We start from the raw sequence: 21373 nt of genomic DNA, 5'->3' as shown, positions 1-21373 counted from the left end.
AGTGGCGGTCGCCCTCCGGGGCGACCGAGGGTCGCAACGAATACGGCAGCGTCCATCAGCCGCCCCACTGGGACGGCGGCGGTCGCCCTCCGCGGCGACCGAGGGTCGCAACATCCTCCTGGTCCAGGCCGAGATCCTCGCCGCCCTGGCGTGGCGGTCGCCCTCCAGGTCGACGAGGTCCGCGACTGACAGCGTGTCGCATACGGGCCCCACGGGGTGACGGGACTCTTTGGGGGTCTGAGATCCCACCTCGATCTTGTCGCCGTCCGTGAGAACGTAACCAGCCTTTCTCTGGTCGCCCTCCCGGACGGCGAAGACAAGGTTCAAAACCTTGTCGGTTGAGCTCGATCAGGTTTCCAGGGCGGCCTCGATGCGGCGGTTGATCTGGCTGTCGCGTCCGTCGAGGCACTTGGCGTACCGCTTGAGAAGGACCTCCACGCTGTTGCCCGCGCGCTGGGCCACCACCGTTGCGTCCACACCTGCATTGAGCCAGGTGGACAGGGCGGCGTGACGCAAGTCGTAGGGCCTTCCTGCCAGAGGCGAGGCGACCTGTTGCGGAGTAAGGGCCAGGCGGCGGGCCTCCTCCCAGGCCCGCGCGTAGGTGGAAGCGCCGAGGATGCCACCGCGCTCGTTGCGGAACAGCCGGCCGTCAGGGGCTACGCCGAACTCTTGGAGATGCGCCCGCAGGATGCGAACCAGTTCCGGCGGGATCGGCACAGGCCGGACCTCGCGTTCTTCTCGCTGCTTGAGCCCCCGCTCGTCGTGCACGGTCCCGCTGTCGGTCCACTGCTTGCCGCTGCTCGGGCGGGTGACTTCGAGGGTGAGCATTCCCCATCCTTCCTGCGGTAGAGCGCAGTCGGTTTCCCGGAGCCCGATCGCCTCGGCCGGCCGGAGGCCGGCGAAGTAGAGCGTGGCGAAGAACGCGACGAGGCGGCGGCCTCGCCCGCGATGCCAACTTCCGACGTAGGAGAGGCTGACGAGGAGCTCGCGAGCTTGTGCGGGGTTGACCACGCACCGCCGGTCGATGCTGTTGTCTCTGGCCACCTTCTTCTGCTTGACGCGCTTGAGTGGGTTCTCGGTCAGTTCGCCGAGGTCGATCGCGTATTCGAGCGCGGTGTTGAGGCCTCGGCGCCGGCGCGCCGTCGTGTCGGCTGCCGCGCGCTTGCCGTCGCGTGTCAGCGTGAGCTCCTCGCACACCTGACGCGCGACGATGGGGTCGGCGAGGTCGCGCACGTTGATGGTGCCCTTTTCGAGCAGGCGAACGGCGTAGTCGAGGTGGGGCGGGGTCGTCTCGTCTTCCTGGCGCGGGATGAGGGCCCACTGCATCGCGGCCCTGATCTCCTTCTTGGAGAGGCGGGCGGCGTCTTCGGTCAGCATGCCGAAGGTGGCGACCGTGAGACTGTCCACGATGCTTTCGCGAGTCTTGGCGGCGGCGCCCTTCCAGCGCATGCGCACGTACTTGCGGCAGAAGCCATACCAGCTCAGGGTGGTCTTCTCCGTCTTCGTCATGGAGGCGGGCAGGCCGGTGACCGTGTCGAAGAGTTCGCCCTTCTTCGCGGCCTTGAGCAGATCGGCCCGGAAACTGTCGGCGAGTGCCTTGGTCAGGAACGTTTTGGACTTCGGTTCAGTGCCGACCTTCCATCGAAGCTGGTACGGCTTGGCGCGGTCCTTGCGGTTACGGATACTCCAGATCACCACGTCGTGAGTCAGCATCGTGCCCTCCTAGGCTGCGGTCTGCTCGAAGGTGCTGAGCCAGGCGTCCAGGTCGCAGCGGCGGACCTTGCGCTTGCCGTTGGGGAGTTTCAGGGATTTCGGGCCGCGGCCGGTGTTCAGCCAGCGGTAGAAGGTGGACTTCGGCACGTCGATCTCGTCGAGGACCTCGGCGATGGTGAGCATGGTCTTGGGGCGCGTAGGCATGGTGGTCACTGCCTTTCGGGCGTCGTGGTCGGTGCGGGTGATGTCTCGGCGGTCGTGCTTGGCGGCTGGTCGCCGAGGGTGTCCACGGGGGGATGTGGCGGGGGGAGCCGTCCCAGCCGTCCCAGGGTCATTTCCGCAGGTCAAGCCCGGGACGGCTTGAGTGGGCGGGACGGGTCAGGCCGTCCCGGCGATCGGAGCCGTCCCGCTCTGACCTGCGGTGACGAGGCTGGGACGGGTGGGACGGTTCTCCCTCTCGATCGGCACCACCTCGGCCTCCGGGACGGGCCCCAGGCTCGGGCAGTAGCGCGCCCAGGCGTCGGCGAAGTCGCCCCGCTGGTAGCCCTTGGCCTGCATCCCGTTGGGGAAGCGGATGTTGCCCGAGCGGATGTCGTACTCGCGCAACATGGTGCCGAGCTTCATCGCGGTCAGGCCGGAAGGGCCGTGGTCAGCCCATTCACTCTCGGGGTCGCTTCTGAGTCGCTCCAGCAAGACGGCGGTAGGCAGTGCGGTGTCCGAGCCGAACGCGGTGCGGCAGGCGGCGAGCAGGCGTACCCGTACCGACGACTGTCCGCTGTCGTCGGCCTCGGCCGTCAGCGCCAACGCGGCTGCACGGGCGCGGTCAGGCCAGCCGTCCCCCGCGCGGTCCGCCACGATGACCAGCGGTTCCCAGGTGTCGGCGGCGCGGTCCTCCACCGGCATGCAGGGTTCCGCTGCCTCCAACGCCGGCAGGTCAGTGCGGAGCCACCGGTTCAGGTCGGCGGCCAGGTCGCGCAGCGGAGGCCGGTCGCGGCGGTGCCGGTAGGGGGCGGCGGTCTCTCCCGGTGCGCGGCGGCGCATGCGGACGACGACGGCGCGGTCCTCGATGGTGTCGGGCATCGCGCCGATGCCGGCGAGTGCCGCCATGGCGAACGTCGGGATGCTCTCCACTCGGTTGGTGGCGGCGTCGTAGCGTTTGGCCGGGCGGTTGCGCTGGTGTCCGGCGTTCAGCAGGCCGCGCAGGTCCTCGTTGCCGTCCGCCTTGGGGCCGAAGATGGTGTCGGCCTCGTCCACGAGCATCGTCGGCGGGTCCTCCGTGATGGAGCGGTAGACGGCCGCGGAGCTGGAGTTGACGGTGATGAACGGGTCGTGGCAGGTGGCCTCGACCACGTCCAGGAGCCGGGACTTGCCGCATCGCTTCTCGGGTCCACGGATGACCAGGCGGGGAGCGTGCGCCCACGCGGGCTGGGCGTGGGTGGCGGCGATCCAGAGGGTGACGGCGTCGGTGGCCTCCGGGCTCGGCAGGATGACGTAGCGGGTGAGCGCGGCCCGTAGCCGGTCGAGCAGGGCGGCGCCGTCAGGTGTGCGGTGGTTCATGGGTGGTGCTCCTTGATCGGTGTTCATGCGGCCCTGCGACGGCGGGGCTGGGCTTTCATGCCTACGGCCAGTCCTGAGGCGATGACGGCTGCGATCTCGCGGGGCGGGTTCGGGTCGCCTGCGGCGTTGGCGGCTTCGGCGGCGGACCGGAGAGCGGTGATGACCGCCTCGGCGGGCAGCGCGCCATGTGCGACGAGCTGGCCGAGGTTGAAGGCGGCGGTGTTCAGGGTGTGGTTGCGGGTGCCGCGCCGAGCGGTGGCCACGCGTTCCACTTCGCCGCGGAGCGCTGCCTGGCCGTACCGGCTGAGACGGTGTTCATGCAGGCTGGCAAGCAGGTCGGCCGTGCTCGGTGGTGGCGGCGGTGTGGAGGGTCCGAGGGCTTCGGCGAGCCAGGCCGGGAGCGGCGTGGGTGGCACGTCGAGGGTGATCTCGTAGTGGCCGGTGCCGTCCGGCTGGCTGACCTGGCTGCCGGGGCCGACGACGTAGCCGCCGCTCGCGCGAGTGTCGATCAGCCGGCCGAGGCCGCCCCTGTGGCCTGCGCTGTTACGCAGTTCCACGTCCTCCGGCGCGGTGAAGTAGAGATGGGTGCCGCCACGCCGGGTGCGGACGGTGAACGTGTCGGCCGGGTAGGGCTGCCCGTGCTCCGCGCAGAGGAGGCGGAAGACCTGCTCGCCGTCATGCGGATGGTGCTCGGCGTAGCCAGCAGGTGGCTGGTCGCCGGGCTTCGGCTGGTCGAGGTCGATCACGACCAGGCGGGACGGGCCGCAGGCGATGCCGATGTTGTACGGCCCGCGCGACCAGAACGCGGCGATGCGGTCGGCGTCGCTGGTGGCGTGCCGTTCCCAGCCCGTGAACCCGCGCAACGGCTTCTTGCCGCGCGGCGTGAGCGGGAAGACACGCCAGCCACGGGCGGCGGCCTCCAGGGCGTGACGGGTCAGGTCGCTTCCCCTATTGGACGCCTTCTTGATGGCGGGGAGCCCGAGACGATCGGCCTCGGCCACCTCCAGCTCGAAGGCGTCCAATGGAGTGGTGGCCACGCCATCCCGAAAGCGTGGCGTTCTGGATGGGGTGTGGTGAGTGTGGGTGGGTGTCATGCTGGCAGTGCCTTTCCTCGTGATCGGGGTGGGTGGCCTCGGCGGTCGTGCTTGGCGGCTGGTCGCCGAGGCCGTATCCCGGTGCTGTCTGACGGCGTCAGAACGGCGGCGTGTCGTCCGCCGGGGCCGCGGTCGCCCACGGATCAGGCGCGCCGCCGTCGTGGCCGCTCCCGACCTTGCGCGCCGCCCTCACGGGCTTGGCCGTGGCGAACCGCAGGGACGGGCCGATCTCATCGACGGTCATCTCGAAGACCGTGCGGTGGTCGCCCTCGCTGGTCTCGTACGTACGCATCCGGAGCTGTCCCGAGGCGATGACTCGGGTGCCTCGGGCGAGCGACTCGCAGACGTGCTCGCCGAGGTCGCGCCAGGCCGAGCAGCGCATGAAGAGGGCTTCGCCGTCCTCCCACCGTTCAAGCTGCTTGTTGTAGACGCGCGGGCTTGAGGCGATGGTGAAGGTGGCGACGGCGGTACCGGTCTGGGTGAAACACAGTTCGGGGTCGTTGGTCAGGTTGCCGATGATGGTGATGCTGGTCTCGCCGGACATGCGGGATTCCTTCCGTTGGAACGGGGATCAGCGGCTGCCGTCGCGGTAGAGGCGGCGGGTGTAGACGTAGAGCTGCCAGCCGAGTCGTGGCCGCATGCCGGTGCCGTCGCAGGCGCGGCAGGTGCGGTTCCGGCCGCCGGGGCGACAGCGCAGGCAGGCGCCCCAGGGCGACGCGAGGCAGAACAGGCCGTAACCAAGAGTGACGATCGGCAGGCAGACGACGAGAAGGGCGATGGCGGTAGCCATGTGGGCCTCCAGGGCCGGTTCCCGGGTTTTCGCAGGTCAGGGTCTAGGCACTAGATCGCTGGTAGAGGGCCGTTTGAGGCTCTAGGCGGGCCTCTAGACCTAGAGGGATCTGCCTCTAGGTCTAGAGGCGATCGGGCCCCTACGAAGCCTGTCCTCGATCACGGTGTGTGATTGCCGTGGTGATGTCGTCGCGGGCCACGCCGATGCGGTTCGCGCCCTTGCCGCCGCCCTCGGACGTGCCCCACACCTGGATGGTCTTGATCCCGTACGGCTTGAGGGCGGTCGTGAGCTGGGCGGTCTTCGCGCCGCCTTCCAGGCCCGCCCACGCGCCGTAGATCTCGGGCCGCAGTTCGGCCAGGCGATCCACGATGACCTCGTTCCACACCTTCGCCTCCGAAGGCGGGACCACGGCCAGGATGTCGGCCAGCAGGTCGAAGGTTGGCGTGACGTGCTCCGGTGTCTCTCCGAGGGCGTGCCCGCCCAGCAGTCCGGCACTGGCTCGCAGGGCGTGCGCGCGCTTCGCGATGCGCTGGGTGGCAGGCGTGTCCAGGTACGCGGTGCGCACCACCTTCGGCATCGGAGTCGCGCCGAGCAGGTAGCCGATGCCGGCGTCCACCTTCGGCTGGAACACCGTGGCCCTGATGCCGTTCTTGTAGGCCGACGTACCGAGGATCATGTCGTTCTCGAGCTGGCCGGCCACCCGCAGGCAGAACCGGATGGTGACGTTCGCGCTGATGCCGGTGGGCAGGCTGTCCTTGTCCGGCCGCTGGGTGGCCAGCACCAGGACCACACCCAGGGCTCGCCCCAGCTTGATGACGAACTCGGCGTCCTCCCCTGCCTTCGCGCCGAAGTCGGGATGCGCGAACAGGTTCTGGCACTCGTCGAAGACGGCCACCAGCGGGTGCAGCCCCAGCGAACGCCGGTCGGCGATCTGCCGGGTGACCTTCTTGTCCGGGCACAGGTCCGCGGGCAGGGCCTTCAGGGAGGCGGCACGGCGCATGACCTCCTTGCGGAGCAGCGCCAGCGAGTCGGCGGCGTAGGCGATGGCCTCGTCCTCGATGCCCGAGACGTAGCGGTGGCAGTTCTGCTCGTGCGGGTCGAGGTCCCCGGTGCCCTTGAGCTCGTGAATCCACAACTCGGCGGACGGGTCCAGGGCCACGGCGGACGCGAGCACCCGCACCGAGGCGGTCTTGCCCTGGCCGGGCTGCGAGCCGATCAGGATGTTCTGCTCGATGACCGGCACCACGATGGCGCGGCCTCGCGGGTCGCACCCGAACGGGATGCCCTTGAAGACGTCATGCGAAGCGGCCTTGACCAGCGGAGACTTCACGACTGTCTTGGACAGGTCCTTGTCCCCCACCCACAGGATCAGCCGCCCCTCGTGGACGGAGCTGTCGCCCTCGGGCCAGATGCAGCCCAGCGGACGGCGCAGCGCCGAGGCCATCCTGTCGCGCTTGTCCATCACGTCCGCCACGGTCACCCCGTACGGCAGGTCGATGTCCGCACGCCAGCCGGGACCGTCCCGCGTGATCGGAGCGACGAACCGGATGGCGTCCTTGGGGTTCTTGGCCATCGCCTGATTGATGCCGCCGATGCCGAGCACGGTCAGGGCGCGGACGACGATGTCGCTGGTCAGCTTCTCCACCGTGGACGGCACCACCGCCCGGTCGATCAGCGGCCGGTCGGCGGGCTTGCCGAGGATGCCGAGCGCGGCGACGGCGACCGCGAGCGCCGCCCACTGCGCCGTGGTGGCCTGCTCGGCCATCATGAGGCACACGACCAGCAGCGTGACCAGAGCCGCGCTGGAGATCAGCACGCGTAGCCGCACGCGGGAGTCCCGCTGCCTGCTGAGCTTGAGGTACACCTCCGGGTCGGCCTTCTGCACGGCGGCCAGCCGTACCGGCTCACCCTCCAGGTCGAAGGTCCATTTGACGACACCGCCGACCAGGCGGAGGAGGCCGCGAGGAGCGCGGGCCGTCAGCCGTCCTCCGTACAGCGGCAGGCGGACGACCTGGTATCCGGCCACGTGCAGGTAGTGGAGGGCGACCCACTTGAGGGTCTCGACGGCTTCGGTGCGGGACCGCAGCCACAGCGGGACGATCGGCTGCCGGCTGCGGGCCTTCGCCTCCAGTGCGGTCCGCCAGTCGCCACCGGTCGGACCGGGCCGGTCGACGCGGACCGCCTCGCCTCCAAGGACCGGTCCGTCCGCCGTGCGGTCGTCCGAGTCCTGCCGGTCGGCATCGGGCCGCTGCGGCTGGCGTCCGGCGCGGGCGACGTCCAGGTGAACGACGTCCGCGTCCTTGCCCTCGCGGGCGGACGGAGTGGTCCTGTCCTCGTCCTCGTGGTTGGGGTCGTCCTGGTGATGGGTCATGATGAGTGCACCTCGTCTGACTTGCTGGTCACGGGGTCGTGGGACGCGGTCGTTGTCTTGGCGGATGAGGCCGCGTCCCATGTGGCGGTCGGGGACGATGCGCGGTCGGACCGCTGCTCGTCCGGTCGGTCTGCGGACGTGGTGGCGGTCGGGATGTGCGGTCCGTCCGCCTCGGTGATGCCGAGTTCGGCGCGCCAGGTGGCGGCGAGCAGCTCCGTCCGGTTCTCGGGGAACGTGCGTTGGGTGAGAACCTCGGCCAGCAGCATCGCCGTGATGGCCTGGTGGCGGTCGAAGGTCCGTCCGGGGTAACCCGTGACGCTCCATCGGTCGCCGTGGAGTTCGGCCACGTTCATGCAGGCGTCCGAGGTCATGCGCGTGTCGGTGATGTTCAGCGTCATCAGGCGGCCTCACCGTCCGGCACGGGCTCGGCTTTCAGTTGCGCCAGAAGCGCTCCGGCCCGATCGGTCGAGATGCTCCGCCCGTGGCTGCGGATGGCGTCTCGCAGCCGGTCACGGGTCAGCGGCTCGCCCTGAGCTTCGAGGTCGGCGGCCACGCGCCGTCCCAGCGGTACGAGATCGCTCACGTCCGGCGGTGGCGCCTTCCTGGGCGCACGGAGATTCCGAGGCGCGAGCGTCAAGGCCGGCGGATGATCGGGGACAGCCGGAACCGGTGCTGGGACGTCGCCCGGCGTGAGTTCGCCGAGGCGGTACAACGCTCGCTCGCGGCGGGTGGCCTTCCAGCGCCAGAGGCGGCCGTACCGGTCCTGCAGCTCCGTCTTGGCCAGGACGCGTTCGCGTTCCCGTCCGAGGGCCTCCGGGTAGCTACGGATCTCCCAGAGCACCATGCGTCGCCACAGCATGGCGGTCGCGAGCGGCGCCAGCAGCCAGCGGGAGCGGCGGATGCCGTCCATGTGATCGGGCCGAGCCAGGTCCGCGCGCTTCCTGACGACGTGCGCGCCGACCTCGACCGCGATGGCCCACAGCAGCGGAAGCAGCGCGTGGGCGACGACGGCGAACCAGTCCGCACCGAGGTATGCGGCCACGTTCAGGTAGACGGTCGCGCCGGTCAGCGTCCACGGGATGAACCGCAGCCAGCCCAGCCGCATGCAGAGACGGGCCAGCACGATGTCCAGGGCGGAGAACGCGGCGATGCCCAGGTCGATGCCGAGCGGCACCGTCCAGGCGAACCACCCGAAGGACGGTTCGGCCGCGCCGGCAACCCTGTCGAAGCTGTTGACGAACCCGAGGACGCCCAGCGCTCCGGTGACGGAAGCCGTGATGGCGATCGCCGTCCGTTCTCCCCTGGTCAGGGCGTTCACGCGGCCACCTCCCCCGCACGGTCGAGGTGGCTCCCAATGCAGTGCCTGCGGCAGGAGCAGGCACGGATGCTGCTCACCATCAGGCCACCTCCCGGTCTTCCGTTTCAGCCACGAGCTCGTCGGGTGTGCGGCCGGCCCAGACACCCGAGGTCGGGCGGGCCTTCAGCGCGTAGAGCGCGCAGGCGTGCAGGGCCGGGCAGGAGGCGCAGACCTCCCGGGCGACGGCCTCCCGGGCAGCGCGTTCCTCGCTGGTCTCGATCGTGAGCCGCGGGCCGACGTGCAGCTCGGGGTCGTACGTGCACTCGGGGAGCGGCGTCTCGCCGTCCACCTGCCAGGCCGCTTCGACCCCGGCGAGCGACATGCGCGCCGGGTGGAGCGGGCGGTTGATGCTTCGTGTCATCGGCAGATCTCTCTTCCTGCGATCAGTTGCTCATGGTCTGGACGAACCGCGTGAACGACTCGGACGCGCTCATGAGCAGGTGCACAGCCGCCTTGACGACGGTTGCCGCTCCCTCCGGGTCGTTCATGGCGTAGAGGAGGACGCAGATGGTGAGGACGGTCGGGAGCACCTTGCGTGGACGGACGAGCATGCTGAGCCCTCTCGGTTCGAGAACCTGCAAGCAGGTTCTAGGAGACATAGAACATGTACAGTCACGGAGAGTCAAGTCACAGGCACCGACGGTCTTGGGTCCTGCAGGGCTTGCCTCGCTCGTTCCTGCTGACTCAAGCCTTCCTCGTGTCACGCCCCGGCAACACTGTGCTCACCCCCGGGACTGAAAGCACAGGGGGTGCATATCGGGGGTGATTACTTCCTTGACCAGGTGAAACACGGGGCGCAGAATCTGCGGAACGAGGCCCCCGCGACTCTCATCCGCGCCATGATTGCCGAGGCCGTGCTTTTCATGGAGGTGAGAATGTCCCGTATGCCCAATGTGGCGCTAGCGCACGCTATGCGACGCGCCGATTGTTCAAATTCCGGACTTGCCTCACGAGTGCGGCAGATTGCCAGCGAAGAAGGCGTTAGTCTGAGCTGTACGCATGTGGACGTCAAGCGTTGGCTCGATGGTGTGAAACCACGCACGGCCACCGCGCGATTCATCGCAGAGGCACTGAGCCGGAAAGCCGGCGTGACATTCACTCTCGACGACATCGGCCTGGCCAGTGTCGTCACCCCGGAGACACTTGAAGCCGCTCTTGCACCTGGCGGCGGAGTATCTGATGTCGGCAGCCGGCTTCTGAGCCTGACGCGCCGAGACCTCGCCGACGATCCTGCGGCGATTCAAAGCGTGGTCGTCCCTGACGCGTGGGGAGAGGCTCTCATTTCCTGGCTGCTCTCCCGTCCTGAACCGCTGAAGACCAGACAGAGCGCCAGACCATCCGTGGGGCAGTGGGACGTCCAGGCCATTCGCTCGACCACTGAACTGTTCGCCAACATGGGCTTCCAATTCGGTGGCGGTCACGCGCGATCCGCTCTTATCCAGTACTACAACCGCGAAGTCGTCCCGATGCTCGAGGGCAAGTTCACCGAGCCAGTGGGCCGCGCGCTCTATGCCGCGGCTGCGGAGATCACCGAGCTGGTGGCCTGGACCGCCTACGACCTCGGGCGCCATGGCCTGGCGCAGCGGTATTTCCTCCAAGGACTGCGTCTGGCGCAGGAGTCGGGCGACCGCATGATCGGCGGCCTGCTGCTCGCGGACATGAGCCATCAGGCCAACTACCTCGGACGCTACAACGAGGCGATCCGGCTGGCCCGTGCCGCGCAGGAGGGCTGCAAGGACGTGGCGACCGCCACTCCCATGGCGTTGTTCCACGCGATGGAGGCGCGAGCTCACGCCGGCAACGGGGATGAGGCGCAGTGTGCTCGTGCCCTGCTTGAGGCGGAGAAGTTCTTCAGCAGGCGCAACGTCGACGACGACCCTCCATGGTCGCGCTACTTCGACGAGGCCGAACTGGCCAGCGAGGGCGCGCATTGCTACCGCGACCTCAGGATCCCGTCACAGGCGATGCAATTCGTGGGCCAGGCAGTCGATCTCTGCGACCCCATGTACGTCCGCACTCTGGCCTTCGACCGCCTGGTGCAGGCCGCCAGCTACGTCCACAGCGGAGAACCCAGCAAGGCGGCCCAGGTGGCGATGGAAGCGGTCGATCTCGCCGGCCCCCTCAAGTCCGAGCGCTATCTGCGGTACATCCGCGACCTCAAGGCCGAGCTGGTGGGCTACGAGTGCGAGGACTCGGTGCAGGCATTCAATACCGTCATCGGAGAGAAGTACCCGGCACTGGGCGCTTAGAAGGGCCGCCACCGCCGAGGCGCATCCGGGTTCTGAAGACAGAAAAGGCGGTTTCGGAACTCTTGCGCGATGGCCTCGTCTTCATCGACGTTCTGCATCAACCAGGTCGTCATCTTCAACTCGTTGATGGCGCTGAGCACGGGATAGCCCTCCCATGCCATGACGTCGAATTCGTACAGCTCCGCGAACTGCTCGTATTCGGCACGGCTGCCCCAGCCCAGGGTGTGTTCGATGGCCGTGACGGCCAGGTCTGTTTCGGGAGGGCCGAAAGCGAACCGCTCGAAGTCAATGAGAACCACCGTGCCGTCAGCGGCCTTGATGAGGTTGTCCGAATGGGCGTCACCGTGAACCGCGCACGAGGCCAGAGGGAAGTTCAGAGTCGCGTAGGCTGCCTGCAACTCTTCATACCTCATGAGCAGGAATCGACGTTCCTCATCCGAGAGGACGTCAGTCGCGGAGATTCGTTCGGACACGCGGCCGAGGATCTCGAATTCCGGTAGCGCCAGTTCCGCGGGAACCGGCATCCGATGGAGAGCGCGAAGGACGGTGGCCAGGTCGTTGAGGTCCGCTGGACTTCCGCAGTCCTCGATGAAGTGCCACAGCGTGACTGGCTTGTCCCTCACGACAATTGGCTGATCATGAGCAGTCGTTCTCGCCGCCGGAAGGCCTGCCCCGTTCAGCCAGGCCGACACGGCCACCTCTTTGCGCGCGTCGGCCAGTACGTCCAGGCTGCGGGCGATTCTCGCCACTACCCGCTCGGCCGGCAAGACGTACAGAGCGTTCTCGCCGAGACGTATCAGCCGTGCGCCATCGCTTCTCAGGCCGGCGAGCTGGCATGCCTCCTGAAGGGCGGCCTGCGCTTCGCCCGAGGTGAAGGGGACGATGGGCGGCTGGGACACCGTCACGAGAGGCCCTTTGGTTGTGACTTGACGACACGGCCTCTTCCGGCCCTCTTTTCGATGACCCCTTCGGTTTCCAGCAGCGCGAGAGCGCGCCGGACGGTGACACGGGCGACGCCTCGCTCCTGGGCGAGCACGTTCTCTCCGGGCAGCACTGCCCCTATGGGCAGTTGCCCGCTGGCTATTTCCTGGCGTAGTGCGCCGGCGACGTCGTCGGCACGCGTCTGCGCGTGGTCCGGCCCCCCGACGAACCATCCTCTGCCATGAACAGCGGCGATCATCTGCTCGGAGGCCAGCAGGTGAAGCGCCTGGCGGACGGTCCCCTTCGACACGCCCAACCCATCCGCCATCGCCGCTTCACTGGGCAGTTGCCGGCCGGGAACGAGCTCACCGCTCTCGATGCGCTTGCGCAGCTCCTCGGCGACCGTCTCGTACTGCGTGGAGGCCGCACGCCGGGCACCCGGCGTACCCTCCCCCATCACGCGACGCCCACGGCCGGCCTCGCTGGCCACCAGCCCCACGCGCTCCAGCTCGGCTACCGCCTGACGAACCGTTCCTCGCGCCACGCCGTAGGTGCGAGCGAGGACGGCCTCGGAGGGCAACAGCGCGCCGACGGGAGGATCGCCTTGGCGAATACGGCTACGGATGTCCTCAGCTATGCGTACGTACGTAGGACCGTCCTTCGCCTTGCTCATCGCGCTCCCTCGCCGAGGCACTCTGCCTCCAGAGTAGGACGGACGAGCCCGAACCTGCGAGGCATTGCCGCCTCACGCTTCTCGGAGTCCTTCCCTCAGAGCAGCCGGGAGACAGCGCCCGCGGATCGGCATCGTTGGCCTATGCAAGCGAACACGGTGATCCTTTTGGAAGCCGGACAGTCCGACTACGCCGCCGGCTCGGCGACGTCCGGGCTCATGTTCTTGCGGCGATGTTCGTTCTCGTGCTCCGCAATGAGGGCATCCCAGATCAGACGTGCCTGCTTGTGGAGCCCTCTACCGGTCTCCTCGAAGCCCTCGGGGTCCTTGGCGCGAAGGATGAGGAACTGCCCTCCCTGGCAGGCCCACTCGTAGGCACCGCAGCATGAGGTCTCGATGATCCGAATGCGATCTCGTGCAGGCCGCATGTACGGCTCCCACTTCGGGCCGGACGCATCAGGAGCCACGGCACGGCCTTTCGAGGGCGTACTTCTGCAGGTAGCGATGGACGTTGCGGCGGCTACGCTGCCACGTGCACACGAAGGCGAGTTCCAGCGGCGTCTCAGCCGCCAACTCTGGCAGGACCCCGAAGGCGATCTCGTCGATGGTCGGCTTCGGCAGCGGTCTCGCGCGCCACCCGCCTTGAGCGTCGCGCCAGACATAGAACCGTCTGAACGCGCCCCGCAGGTCGTTGAGCAGCGCGTACCCGGTTGAGCCTCCGGCGCCTGCGCCCGGCTCCTGCCCCGCCCTGCCCTGATCCTCATTTCTGGAGGTCATGACGTGCCTCCCAGTGTTCGCGCAGGATGACCCACGTGCGATGCCCACTGTGGTCGCCGGATGCGCCGAAGGACGTCGTGACGCTGGACAGCTCGGCGGTCTCGAAGCCGCCTGCGTGGTCGCAGCCGCCCGGGTCGTGAACCTCGATGCGCAGGCTGTCGTGCGTCACGTCGATTCGCGTGTAGATGAGCTCGCCGCGTTTGGCGCGTCGGAGAGCAGCGGACATCAGGGCACGGGCAACCCGCTCGGCGTCGCCTGCGAGATTCGGTCGTTCGGCCTGAGCGATGCCACGCGCCCAAACGGCCACGCTTTCGATGCTGTCCGGGATGGGTGGTAGGGACTGCCGATACATCAAGCGCTAACCTTCTCGGGTAGGTTTAGCTGCGTCCCGATAAGCTTGAAGCTTCCCGGTAAGGCTGTCAAGCTACCCGCGTGAACCGAGAAGACGAGCGCCACTTGTACCTGCGAGTCGCCGACCAACTGCGCGAACGCATCAGGTCAGGAGAGCTGCGGGAAGGAGATCGCCTGCCCTCCGTACCGGGGCTCGCGGCCGATCTCGGCATCTCACGCTCCACCGCGGCCGAGGCGCTGAAGGTGCTCATCTCCGAAGGTCTCGCCGTCGCACGATCCGGGGCGGGCACGTTCGTACGGCTCCCTCGCGAGCCGCAACGCCTCATCCGCGCGTGGTACCGAGCGACGCCGTACGGCTCACCTTTCATGCAGGACATGGACCGCCAGGGCCGCGAGGCCGGCTGGACCTATGAGTCGCGGACGCTCCAGGCCCCGCCCGAGATCCGCGACCGCCTGGGCCTCGGCGAGCCCGCAGGCGACGAGGAAGACGTGGTTCGGACCGACTACGTCTTCTCGTCCGACGGCGAGCCGGTCATGCTCTCGACCAGTTGGGAACCGCTCGCAGTCACGCGCGGGACGCCGATCGTGCTGCCCGAGGACGGCATGCTGGCCGGCCGCGGAGTGGCCGAACGCATGCTGAGCATCGGGATGCCCATCGACGACTGGGTGGAAGAAGTCGGCGCACGGCCAGGGACGGCAGAGGAATGCGAACGGCTACGCCACGCCCCCGGCGCCATTATGGTGACGATCCAGCGCACGTACTACTCCGGGGAGACGCAGGTCGAGACGGCGGACATCGTGGTACCGGCCGACCGGTTCACGCTGGTCTACAGCGGCAAGATGGGACACGTCTCCAGCGCCTCGGCGTAGCTCAGGCGATGCGGTACTTCCGCCTTATCGAGGCGGCCTCTTCCTCCGTCACCTCACTCGGTGTACGGCTCAACGCCTGCCGCAGCTCATCCATGATTGCCTGGCCGGAAGTGCGAACTCGGGTGCCGTACTGGGCGAGCTGGGCGTCGAACTGCTTGGCGCTCCGCCCGGTCCAGACCTTGCCAGTGCGGAACATCCGGCAGGGACGGTCCACGTCGGCGTCGATCTGCTCGATCAGCGGCCCGATCGTGCGGACGGCTTGCTGGAGCGCCTCGTAAAGCGGGTTGCGGACCATCGCTGCCATCGGATCAGCTCTTCGTCTTCTTCGGCGAGGGTCTGACGTCAAGGATCAGTTTCGGCGCGACCAGCTTCATCAGAGCCACGACGTCCGCCATGCTGTCCCGCCCTTTGACACCCTGCACCAGCTCGACGATCAGAAGGTCGTCCCCACGCACGAGCACAGCTGCGGCCTGGGTGCTGCCGGCACTTCCATCCTGGCCGTAATAGCCGACCCCGCCGGGAACGATTTCCGGTAGGCGCCGAGCCCCCTGGCCGATCTGGGATTCAACATCTTTCTCTGACCCACCGGCGGACAAGGTCACGTCCAGAACCTTCGGCTTGTTGCCGTCCGGTTGGTAGACGAAACACCCACCGGAGCCTGAGCCTTCGCCTGCTGACGTGTTGAAGCGCCCTCTGACAATGGGATCTTGCACGCCGGTCATCAGCCGCACAGCGTCAAGCGGAACATAGTCACAGATGTACGGCGGGGCTGGAGCGGATGGAAGCGACGCCTTGTTTACTGGTGGAGCTTCCTGCTGGCATGCGGTCAGCAGGACTGATGCGCTTAGCACTGCGACCCACCAAGCGAGACGTGATCTCATGACGGCTTGTACTCCGAGAACCCTCTTTCGAAACCCGCTTCCAAATCCCCGGCGACCTTTCCCCACTGCTCCCCGGCCAGGCCGTCATAGAGCCATCTCTGGTACGCCTGGAGTCGTTGGTTGATGTCACCCTCGTACGGAGCCATCTCATGCAGCGTCATCAGCGAGTTCCCATCACCCTTCAAGAAGTTGTTGGGCGACTTCCGAGGATCTTCTCCCGCGCTCAGTCCCTCCAAGGAACCCCACGGATGCGTAGGACTGGCAGGCTCGGCCCTACCGAAGAACCCGTGCCTCAGCATAGCGTCGACGGTCATTTGGTCGAGTAAGAACTTCGCCTTGTCCTTAGCTGTGTTCGCATCGTACGTAGCCTTGTTCGCGTTCTTCTCGGTCTTGGCAGAGTCTTCGATAATGATGTTCCAGGCGCCCACCACTCCGGCGATCCTCGCCCAAGGAGCCAGCTGTGGAATCGCAAGGCCGGTGTTGACCAACGCCATCAATATCTTCATGTTCTTCTCCTGCGCCTCGTCCAGTTCCTTGCCTTTCTGGATCGTGGCCAGTCCGCTGGCGTCGGTGATCAGCCCGAACCCCGTTCCGATTTCTTGTGCGTTGGCCTTCAGTCCTTTGATGTCCTTGCTCTCGGCAGCCTGCGCAGCGCCGTGGTCCAGTAGTTTCCTCGACCATGCGGTCTCGGCCGCCAGAACCATGGCCAATGCCTTTGAGTCCTGCTTGAACAGGTCTTCCATGACCTTGCGCAGATCCTCCCGATTGAACTCTGCGCCCCAGACCTGATCCTCTCTCGGCTGATAGGGGCGATCGGGTCCGTAGGTTTTTGATCCACTGGCCTTGGGCATCTTGGCGGCGCGGTTGACGTCGTTGATGTAACCGGCGAGGATGCGGGCTGCAGAGCCGGTGGAAGCGAAGGAAGGACCTTCGGTACCCGCCAGGATTCGCTGAGCCTCCCAGTGGATGAAATCCCAGGCGATGACGGTCGAGGTGAAGCCTGGCGACGGGTCCTGCGGTGTGCCGTCACGGTCCCGATAGGTCATCGTGGCGGCCTCCAGTGCCTTACCGAAGGCTTCCCCCTCGTCATACATTCGACGTTCGGTCACATAGCGCTTCAGCACGCTGGGATCGCCGACGAAGAAGTCCTGAGCCGCCTTCGGGTGGTTGCCCAGCGCCCGCATCACGCCGATCATCGGGTCGTGCGGGATGCCACCCGAGAGGTTGTCCTTGGACGCCTCTCGATCCAGGGCCTCCAGCTTCTTCGCCGTCGCCACCAGGAAATCCTGATTGAACGCGCCGAACGGGAGCAGCGCTGCGAGCGCGTGCTGATCCACCGGCACTCTGAGGTTCGTGAGCAGTTCTTTGCGCCACGATGTGCTCAGGCGCGAACTGGCCGCGCCCAGCGCCTTGCCCAGTGCCGCCTGCACACGCTGCTTCTTGGCGTCTTTCTGGTACACGAGCGCCGCCATGAGATGGCGAAACCGCTCGGTACCGAGCGCGTACATCAGCGATGTGGCGAAATCCGCGTCACCAGCTCGCTTCTCCAACTGGGCGACGGTCTTCTCGTCCACGTCGCTGGAAGGTTTGAGCTCGCTCAGCTTGACCGCAGCCGCGTACACGTGGGCATCGCCGGAGGCGCCGCTGTACAGGGCCTCGTCGAAGGGGCTCATCCCATCGGGTCCTGCGGGACCCCACTCCGTGCTCACGGCCTGAACGGTGTCGTTGCGGCGGCGCAACTCCGGACGCATGGCACCGATCCAGTTGCCCAGCTCCCGCATCGCAGCCAACTGCGACGTGTCGAGATCGAGGTCCTGCAACGTTCGGCGAATCAGCGGTTCACTCCTGGCGAGCGTAACCTCCGCCCGCCCCAAGTCTCGTTCGAAGTCGCCCATCAGCTTCGGGTCGATCCCCGAGTACCCCCAGTCGGGCGGCTGCGCTACCGCCGGCGGAGTCGGGGAGGGAGGCTCCGGGGTGGTGTCGGCGCGGGCCGGAGGATCTGCTGGAGGACGTACCGGTAGTTGTTCGGGAGACGGCTGGGGAACCGGCGAAGGCGTCGTCATGGCGGGTCTCCGGCATGCTCAACAACAGCAGGATCCTCCCACAACACAAGACCTCCGGCGAAGGACGCATAACGCAACAGCATGCTCAATCCCGGCTTCCGAAATCCCCAATGCCATGAAGTACGCAGCGAGCGCCTGCCGAGTTCAGCTTCATTAGTGGACCCCAAGGCCCGAAGTTCGTTGCCGCGGCAAGGGCGACCATCGGTCCAGAGCTCATAACTCGCCGTCGACCCAAATGCGATGTTGCGCGTTGCCTCGCGGTTCTCGTACCTTCTGCTGCATCAGCAGCAGGAGGGGATTCTGCGAGATCTCATGACTCAAGACACCCGCCGCGTCCAAACCGCAGTACTGGGCCGCCCCGACTCCGATCACCCCATCTCCCTTCCCACCGATCGCAGGGAAGCGGTGCTCTACCTGTCGCGATACAAGAACAAACGCTTCTTCTGCGGCGTTCTTCTCGGCGGCTGCGGATGGGAGCTCATGCACAAGCTCTACGGTGATCGTGTCTGTCACTTCGCTCACCATCCCGATACCAAGGGGCTGGCACCCGTATGCGAGCGCCGCCACTTCGGTGCCGACAGCGCCGATCACCTCTATATCCACCGCGGGCTGTCCTCGCAGCTCGGCGGGCCGGCAAGGTCGCAGCGGTTCCACGGCAATGATGATGCGGGGCCCAGCTTCTTCGCCCACACGCACGCCTGACTCCATTCGGCGAAGCGCCGGTTCACTGTCTGCCAGGAGGCGCCGAAGACCGGCAGCAATTGCCGCCACGCACATCCTGTGGTCGCCACATACCCGATCGCCGCCAAGATCGTCCGATCGTCCACCCGTCGCCGTCCACCTCCTTGCGGCCGGATTGACGCCAGTGGAGCCACGGGCTCAAGCAGCTCCCACACCTCATCGCGACAGTCGTTGGAGGAACGCATCCACGCATGGCGTAACGATCGATCCCCAGATAAGTCACGGTCTAAAGCACAGCAATTACCGGGCTTCCCGCTCGCGGTTCAAGGAGATCATCATCCTGCCCCAGGAGAAGACGACCCGCCCGATGACCGAGCCAGGCATTCCGAGAGGTTCCGACACCGCCTCCGCCAACATCCGGATCACTGGAAGCGAGCGCATCCACGCCTACAGCATGGTGCCGGGATCCCATAAGGACGTCCTGCAGAGGACGGCCCGCGCTCAAGCCACCATTAGTTTGGAGCAGCACGCAGAGGAGGTTCATGCCGACGATGCGTCATGCGTGAACGCACTCGTCAGTGCCGGTAGAACCGGCGCCACATCTGGACCGATATTGTCCGCCTCGTGAAGTCACCAGAGGGAAGGCATGCCCAAGTTCCGCCAGATCCTCACGCGATTTGCTGCGCCCGCTCGACGCGTTTGCCCAGCCACCCAAGGTCCGTGTCCTTCCACCGGAGGCTGGTACACGCCTCGGCTGGAACCAGAGAGTACGCACCGTAGCAACATAGCTACGGAAGGCTGGTTTACTTTCGTTGCCCCAATGTGTCAAGATCGCCTAGTTTTGCTCGTGATCTCACGAAGGGCGCCGATGGTCTCATCTGTCAAGTTATTTAAACTACACGGCTACCCTCGCCGTGCCTCCCTCGCTGTATTCCTGGGATTATCCATCTCTCTGTTAGTGGTCCCTCCTGCAGCGGCGGAATCACCCACTCCCACCCCTACTTCTGCTCCGCCGGTGATGGCCCCACTACCCAACCCGGTACGTACAGCCCTCACCGAGGCAAAGAAACAGGGCAAGCAGGTCGAAATTCCAGCATTACACCGGCCGAATATGACTACGGTTGCCAACCCTGATGGGAAAACGGTTGGAACCTACATCTACCACGATCCCGTCCGGTTCAAGAAGGAAGACGGAACCTGGCAGACTATCGATACAACCCTCCTGCAAGAGAAGGGCGTAGTTCGACCAAAGGCCATCAATGATGCGGTAACACTTTCAGCGGGCGGAAATACTCAACTGCTGTCCATCAAGAGCACTAACGGTGTAATGCAGCTTAGCTCCACCGAAATGCTGCCCGCCCCGACCCTTTCTGGCAGCACGGCAAACTATGCTAACGTTTACGGCGAAGGTATAGATTTGCAGATTCAGATCACACCGACCGGCATCCGGCAGAACGTGGTGATTCAAAAGCGCCCAGGCAAGCCGCTAACCATCCGAATGCCGATCCAAGGGGAGCAAGGCCTTAAGTATCGGACCAAGTCGGGCAAGGTCGAGGTAATTCGCGAAGGAAAGAAGGTCGCTGACGTCTCTCCCGGTATAATGCTGGATGCAAAAGCAGCCAACTCCATAACCGATGGCGGGATCGTCACGGCTAGCGTCGAAGCCGACGGGTCGAATCTGATCTATACACCAGATGCCAAGTTTTTGGCCGATGAGCAGACGGAATACCCGGTCATTCTGGCCAGCGATCCGACTCCTTGGTATGGGCCAGGCTTCCCAGCCGACGCGTTCATCGCCACAGACGACAGATTTTGGGGCGCAACCGTCACCCAGGACATGAAGCTCATGGTGGCCGGGCGCTCCAAAGGCGGTTATCTGTATCGCTCCTATATAAAGTTCGACTTGTCTAATGCCCCGTTCTACGGTCGGAAGATTATTAATGCCGACACTCGACCGTGGAACTTCATTACGAGTGGATGCGGCACCAACGGTGGAGACATGGTGGTTCGTCGTGTCACCAGCGACTGGTCGATGAGCACGCTGCGCTGGACAAACCAGCCATCGGTCACCACCTCCGGCCAAGGTATTAAGAATAGCGGCTATGGTCGCATCCTCGGTGATACCTCTGAGCAGGACATATACTGCCCCGACGGCGAGGGGGAAATCTATTACTCCATTGAGGGCATCGTTCAAGCATGGGCAGACGGCCAGCCCAACTACGGACTACAGATCAGCGCCCTCAACGAGGGTAGCGGCTTTACCTGGCGGCAATATCTGACCTCTGAAGAGGATTATGACCTTGGTCGTCCCCCGGTGCTGTTCGTGCTGTATGAACCGCCCACAGAGACCAAGGTACAGGGGTTCTTCGTTCCTGGTCCAAGCGACGGAACCCCTCCGACAGACGAGATGGTAGCCGCGCACCTTACTGACCGCGCCGAGCACCCCTCCCTTCCTGGCCTTGACACCGAGCAGGCACGCGGACTCCGAGAGGATGCTGAACAGGCATTCATTCAGGACGCCGGATTCGGTTTCTACCCTCCGGAAGACGTGTCCCGCGAGGACTGGCTGGCCGAACTGGATTTATCTGAAGAGACCTCTGAACCAGAGACCGACACTACACCTCCAAATGTGGTCGCAACTGACCCAGCCGCCAATGCAAACGAGGTGCCGGTTTCAGCGGTCGTGCAGGCCACGTTTGATGAACCAATCATAACGCCGACCTTTCTACTCAAAAAGTCCGACGGATCGATCATTGAAGGGGACCTTACCTTCAAGGGCGCGTCGCTGAGTTTCGTGCCGGCCCAAGCGCTGACGCCGACAACTACATACACGGCCGAGATAAAGGGTGCGGTCGACGTTGACGGCAATGTCATGACGGCCTCATACTCGTGGGCTTTCACTACCGCAGCCGGTCTGCCACCTGTCACTGGGTTGGTGGCAGCGTATGGCATGAACGAGGGCACGGGCTCCTCGGTAGCGGACGCATCCGGCAAAGGCAATTCTGGGACCACACGCGACACTGCATGG

24 protein-coding genes are annotated in these 21373 nt (G+C 65.9%); 4 read left to right on the top strand and 20 right to left on the bottom strand.

The genetic code is table 11. The features are described from left to right. Positions 1-348 precede the first annotated feature (348 nt). The 11 genes from BMX74_RS33970 to BMX74_RS44470 all read right to left on the bottom strand — a co-directional run bounded on the left by BMX74_RS33970 (position 349) and on the right by BMX74_RS44470 (position 9433). Positions 349-1713, bottom strand: a complete 1365-nt coding sequence (locus BMX74_RS33970) for a tyrosine-type recombinase/integrase (protein ID WP_091104642.1) — start codon at positions 1711-1713, stop codon at positions 349-351. A gap of 9 nt (positions 1714-1722) precedes the next feature. Continuing rightward, entirely contained in the window at positions 1723-1917 is a 195-nt protein-coding gene (locus tag BMX74_RS33965) for a helix-turn-helix transcriptional regulator (RefSeq protein WP_218154134.1), read from the bottom strand. Positions 1918-2091: 174 nt separating this feature from the next. Then, entirely contained in the window at positions 2092-3270 is a 1179-nt protein-coding gene (locus BMX74_RS33960) for a DUF3631 domain-containing protein (RefSeq protein ID WP_143078863.1), read from the bottom strand. A 23-nt stretch (positions 3271-3293) separates the two neighbouring features. Next, positions 3294-4307: a bifunctional DNA primase/polymerase gene (locus BMX74_RS33955; protein WP_256257433.1), complete on the bottom strand. Its 1014-nt coding sequence runs from the start codon at positions 4305-4307 to the stop codon at positions 3294-3296. Positions 4308-4461: 154 nt separating this feature from the next. Next, on the bottom strand, positions 4462-4908 hold the full coding sequence (locus tag BMX74_RS33950) for a single-stranded DNA-binding protein (RefSeq protein WP_091104638.1): 447 nt from the start codon (positions 4906-4908) through the stop codon (positions 4462-4464). Between the two features lie 27 nt (positions 4909-4935). Beyond that, the gene (locus BMX74_RS33945) at positions 4936-5154 is read right to left on the bottom strand and encodes a hypothetical protein (RefSeq protein WP_091104637.1); all 219 of its coding nucleotides are present in this window, start codon (positions 5152-5154) and stop codon (positions 4936-4938) included. Positions 5155-5293: 139 nt separating this feature from the next. After that, positions 5294-7525, bottom strand: coding sequence for a hypothetical protein (locus tag BMX74_RS33940; RefSeq protein ID WP_091104635.1), 2232 nt, complete (start codon positions 7523-7525; stop codon positions 5294-5296). Next, positions 7522-7923 (bottom strand): hypothetical protein, encoded by a 402-nt coding sequence (locus BMX74_RS33935; protein WP_091104633.1) that lies wholly within the window; start codon positions 7921-7923, stop codon positions 7522-7524. The genes BMX74_RS33940 and BMX74_RS33935 overlap by 4 nt, the downstream gene beginning before the upstream one ends. Next, entirely contained in the window at positions 7923-8843 is a 921-nt protein-coding gene (locus tag BMX74_RS33930) for a DUF2637 domain-containing protein (RefSeq protein ID WP_177227613.1), read from the bottom strand. The genes BMX74_RS33935 and BMX74_RS33930 overlap by 1 nt, the downstream gene beginning before the upstream one ends. Before the next feature lie 79 nt (positions 8844-8922). Beyond that, complete coding sequence (locus BMX74_RS33925; protein WP_218154133.1) at positions 8923-9243, bottom strand: WhiB family transcriptional regulator; 321 nt, start codon at positions 9241-9243, stop codon at positions 8923-8925. A 22-nt stretch (positions 9244-9265) separates the two neighbouring features. After that, positions 9266-9433, bottom strand: a complete 168-nt coding sequence (locus BMX74_RS44470; RefSeq protein WP_177227612.1) for a hypothetical protein — start codon at positions 9431-9433, stop codon at positions 9266-9268. Positions 9434-9721: 288 nt separating this feature from the next. On the opposite strand from BMX74_RS44470, the gene BMX74_RS43430 reads away from it, so the two are divergent. After that, the gene (locus BMX74_RS43430) at positions 9722-11131 is read left to right on the top strand and encodes an NsdA family TPR-like regulatory protein (protein WP_143078862.1); all 1410 of its coding nucleotides are present in this window, start codon (positions 9722-9724) and stop codon (positions 11129-11131) included. On the opposite strand, the gene BMX74_RS33915 is transcribed toward BMX74_RS43430, so the two are convergent. The 5 genes from BMX74_RS33915 to BMX74_RS33895 form a co-directional block, all read right to left on the bottom strand. Continuing rightward, entirely contained in the window at positions 11128-12036 is a 909-nt protein-coding gene (locus BMX74_RS33915) for an aminoglycoside phosphotransferase family protein (protein WP_091104628.1), read from the bottom strand. The genes BMX74_RS43430 and BMX74_RS33915 overlap by 4 nt on opposite strands. Beyond that, complete coding sequence (locus BMX74_RS33910) at positions 12033-12725, bottom strand: GntR family transcriptional regulator (protein ID WP_091104626.1); 693 nt, start codon at positions 12723-12725, stop codon at positions 12033-12035. The genes BMX74_RS33915 and BMX74_RS33910 overlap by 4 nt, the downstream gene beginning before the upstream one ends. A gap of 185 nt (positions 12726-12910) precedes the next feature. Continuing rightward, entirely contained in the window at positions 12911-13150 is a 240-nt protein-coding gene (locus BMX74_RS33905) for a hypothetical protein (protein WP_143078861.1), read from the bottom strand. A 28-nt stretch (positions 13151-13178) separates the two neighbouring features. After that, entirely contained in the window at positions 13179-13499 is a 321-nt protein-coding gene (locus BMX74_RS33900; RefSeq protein ID WP_091104623.1) for a hypothetical protein, read from the bottom strand. Next, positions 13483-13851: a hypothetical protein gene (locus BMX74_RS33895; RefSeq protein WP_143078860.1), complete on the bottom strand. Its 369-nt coding sequence runs from the start codon at positions 13849-13851 to the stop codon at positions 13483-13485. Before BMX74_RS33895 ends, BMX74_RS33900 begins: the two co-directional genes overlap by 17 nt. A gap of 80 nt (positions 13852-13931) precedes the next feature. On the opposite strand from BMX74_RS33895, the gene BMX74_RS33890 reads away from it, so the two are divergent. Further along, positions 13932-14720 carry a GntR family transcriptional regulator gene (locus tag BMX74_RS33890; RefSeq protein WP_091104620.1) on the top strand — a complete coding sequence of 263 codons (789 nt, stop codon included), beginning with the start codon at positions 13932-13934 and terminating at the stop codon, positions 14718-14720. Position 14721: 1 nt separating this feature from the next. On the opposite strand, the gene BMX74_RS33885 is transcribed toward BMX74_RS33890, so the two are convergent. The 3 genes from BMX74_RS33885 to BMX74_RS33880 form a co-directional block, all read right to left on the bottom strand. Beyond that, positions 14722-15024, bottom strand: coding sequence for a hypothetical protein (locus tag BMX74_RS33885; protein ID WP_091104618.1), 303 nt, complete (start codon positions 15022-15024; stop codon positions 14722-14724). A gap of 4 nt (positions 15025-15028) precedes the next feature. Continuing rightward, entirely contained in the window at positions 15029-15451 is a 423-nt protein-coding gene (locus BMX74_RS43425; protein ID WP_143078859.1) for a hypothetical protein, read from the bottom strand. 146 nt (positions 15452-15597) lie between these two features. Then, positions 15598-17496, bottom strand: coding sequence for a DUF6571 family protein (locus tag BMX74_RS33880; RefSeq protein ID WP_091104617.1), 1899 nt, complete (start codon positions 17494-17496; stop codon positions 15598-15600). A 408-nt stretch (positions 17497-17904) separates the two neighbouring features. Here BMX74_RS33880 and BMX74_RS44465 point away from each other — a divergent pair, with 408 nt between their 5' ends. Further along, positions 17905-18366 carry a hypothetical protein gene (locus BMX74_RS44465; protein WP_177227610.1) on the top strand — a complete coding sequence of 154 codons (462 nt, stop codon included), beginning with the start codon at positions 17905-17907 and terminating at the stop codon, positions 18364-18366. On the opposite strand, the gene BMX74_RS33870 is transcribed toward BMX74_RS44465, so the two are convergent. Continuing rightward, positions 18258-18590 (bottom strand): transposase, encoded by a 333-nt coding sequence (locus BMX74_RS33870; RefSeq protein ID WP_091104614.1) that lies wholly within the window; start codon positions 18588-18590, stop codon positions 18258-18260. The two genes, BMX74_RS44465 and BMX74_RS33870, sit on opposite strands and share 109 nt — an antisense overlap. A gap of 773 nt (positions 18591-19363) precedes the next feature. On the opposite strand from BMX74_RS33870, the gene BMX74_RS33865 reads away from it, so the two are divergent. Then, positions 19364-21373, top strand: a 2010-nt coding sequence (locus tag BMX74_RS33865; RefSeq protein WP_256257449.1) for a DNRLRE domain-containing protein, incomplete at its 3' end; no start/stop codon positions are given.

This window comes from Nonomuraea pusilla (assembly GCF_900109355.1).
Lineage (GTDB): Bacteria > Actinomycetota > Actinomycetes > Streptosporangiales > Streptosporangiaceae > Nonomuraea > Nonomuraea pusilla.
This window is presented reverse-complemented; position numbering and strand designations above follow the sequence as displayed.

Bases quoted from the DNA above. Each gene is read 5' to 3' on its own strand.
- BMX74_RS33940 (WP_091104635.1), bottom strand. From the start codon at position 7,525: ATGACCCATCACCAGGACGACCCCAACCACGAGGACGAGGACAGGACC.
- BMX74_RS33895 (WP_143078860.1), bottom strand. From the start codon at position 13,851: ATGTATCGGCAGTCCCTACCACCCATCCCGGACAGCATCGAAAGCGTG.
- BMX74_RS33925 (WP_218154133.1), bottom strand. From the start codon at position 9,243: ATGACACGAAGCATCAACCGCCCGCTCCACCCGGCGCGCATGTCGCTC.
- BMX74_RS33880 (WP_091104617.1), bottom strand. From the start codon at position 17,496: ATGGGCGACTTCGAACGAGACTTGGGGCGGGCGGAGGTTACGCTCGCC.
- BMX74_RS33870 (WP_091104614.1), bottom strand. From the start codon at position 18,590: ATGCGTTCCTCCAACGACTGTCGCGATGAGGTGTGGGAGCTGCTTGAG.
- BMX74_RS33935 (WP_091104633.1), bottom strand. From the start codon at position 7,923: ATGACGCTGAACATCACCGACACGCGCATGACCTCGGACGCCTGCATG.
- BMX74_RS33965 (WP_218154134.1), bottom strand. From the start codon at position 1,917: ATGCCTACGCGCCCCAAGACCATGCTCACCATCGCCGAGGTCCTCGAC.
- BMX74_RS33960 (WP_143078863.1), bottom strand. From the start codon at position 3,270: ATGAACCACCGCACACCTGACGGCGCCGCCCTGCTCGACCGGCTACGG.
- BMX74_RS33910 (WP_091104626.1), bottom strand. From the start codon at position 12,725: ATGAGCAAGGCGAAGGACGGTCCTACGTACGTACGCATAGCTGAGGAC.
- BMX74_RS43430 (WP_143078862.1), top strand. From the start codon at position 9,722: ATGATTGCCGAGGCCGTGCTTTTCATGGAGGTGAGAATGTCCCGTATG.
- BMX74_RS44470 (WP_177227612.1), bottom strand. From the start codon at position 9,433: ATGCTCGTCCGTCCACGCAAGGTGCTCCCGACCGTCCTCACCATCTGC.
- BMX74_RS33945 (WP_091104637.1), bottom strand. From the start codon at position 5,154: ATGGCTACCGCCATCGCCCTTCTCGTCGTCTGCCTGCCGATCGTCACT.
- BMX74_RS33905 (WP_143078861.1), bottom strand. From the start codon at position 13,150: ATGCGGCCTGCACGAGATCGCATTCGGATCATCGAGACCTCATGCTGC.
- BMX74_RS44465 (WP_177227610.1), top strand. From the start codon at position 17,905: ATGTTGCGCGTTGCCTCGCGGTTCTCGTACCTTCTGCTGCATCAGCAG.
- BMX74_RS33885 (WP_091104618.1), bottom strand. From the start codon at position 15,024: ATGGCAGCGATGGTCCGCAACCCGCTTTACGAGGCGCTCCAGCAAGCC.
- BMX74_RS33900 (WP_091104623.1), bottom strand. From the start codon at position 13,499: ATGACCTCCAGAAATGAGGATCAGGGCAGGGCGGGGCAGGAGCCGGGC.
- BMX74_RS33970 (WP_091104642.1), bottom strand. From the start codon at position 1,713: ATGCTGACTCACGACGTGGTGATCTGGAGTATCCGTAACCGCAAGGAC.
- BMX74_RS33950 (WP_091104638.1), bottom strand. From the start codon at position 4,908: ATGTCCGGCGAGACCAGCATCACCATCATCGGCAACCTGACCAACGAC.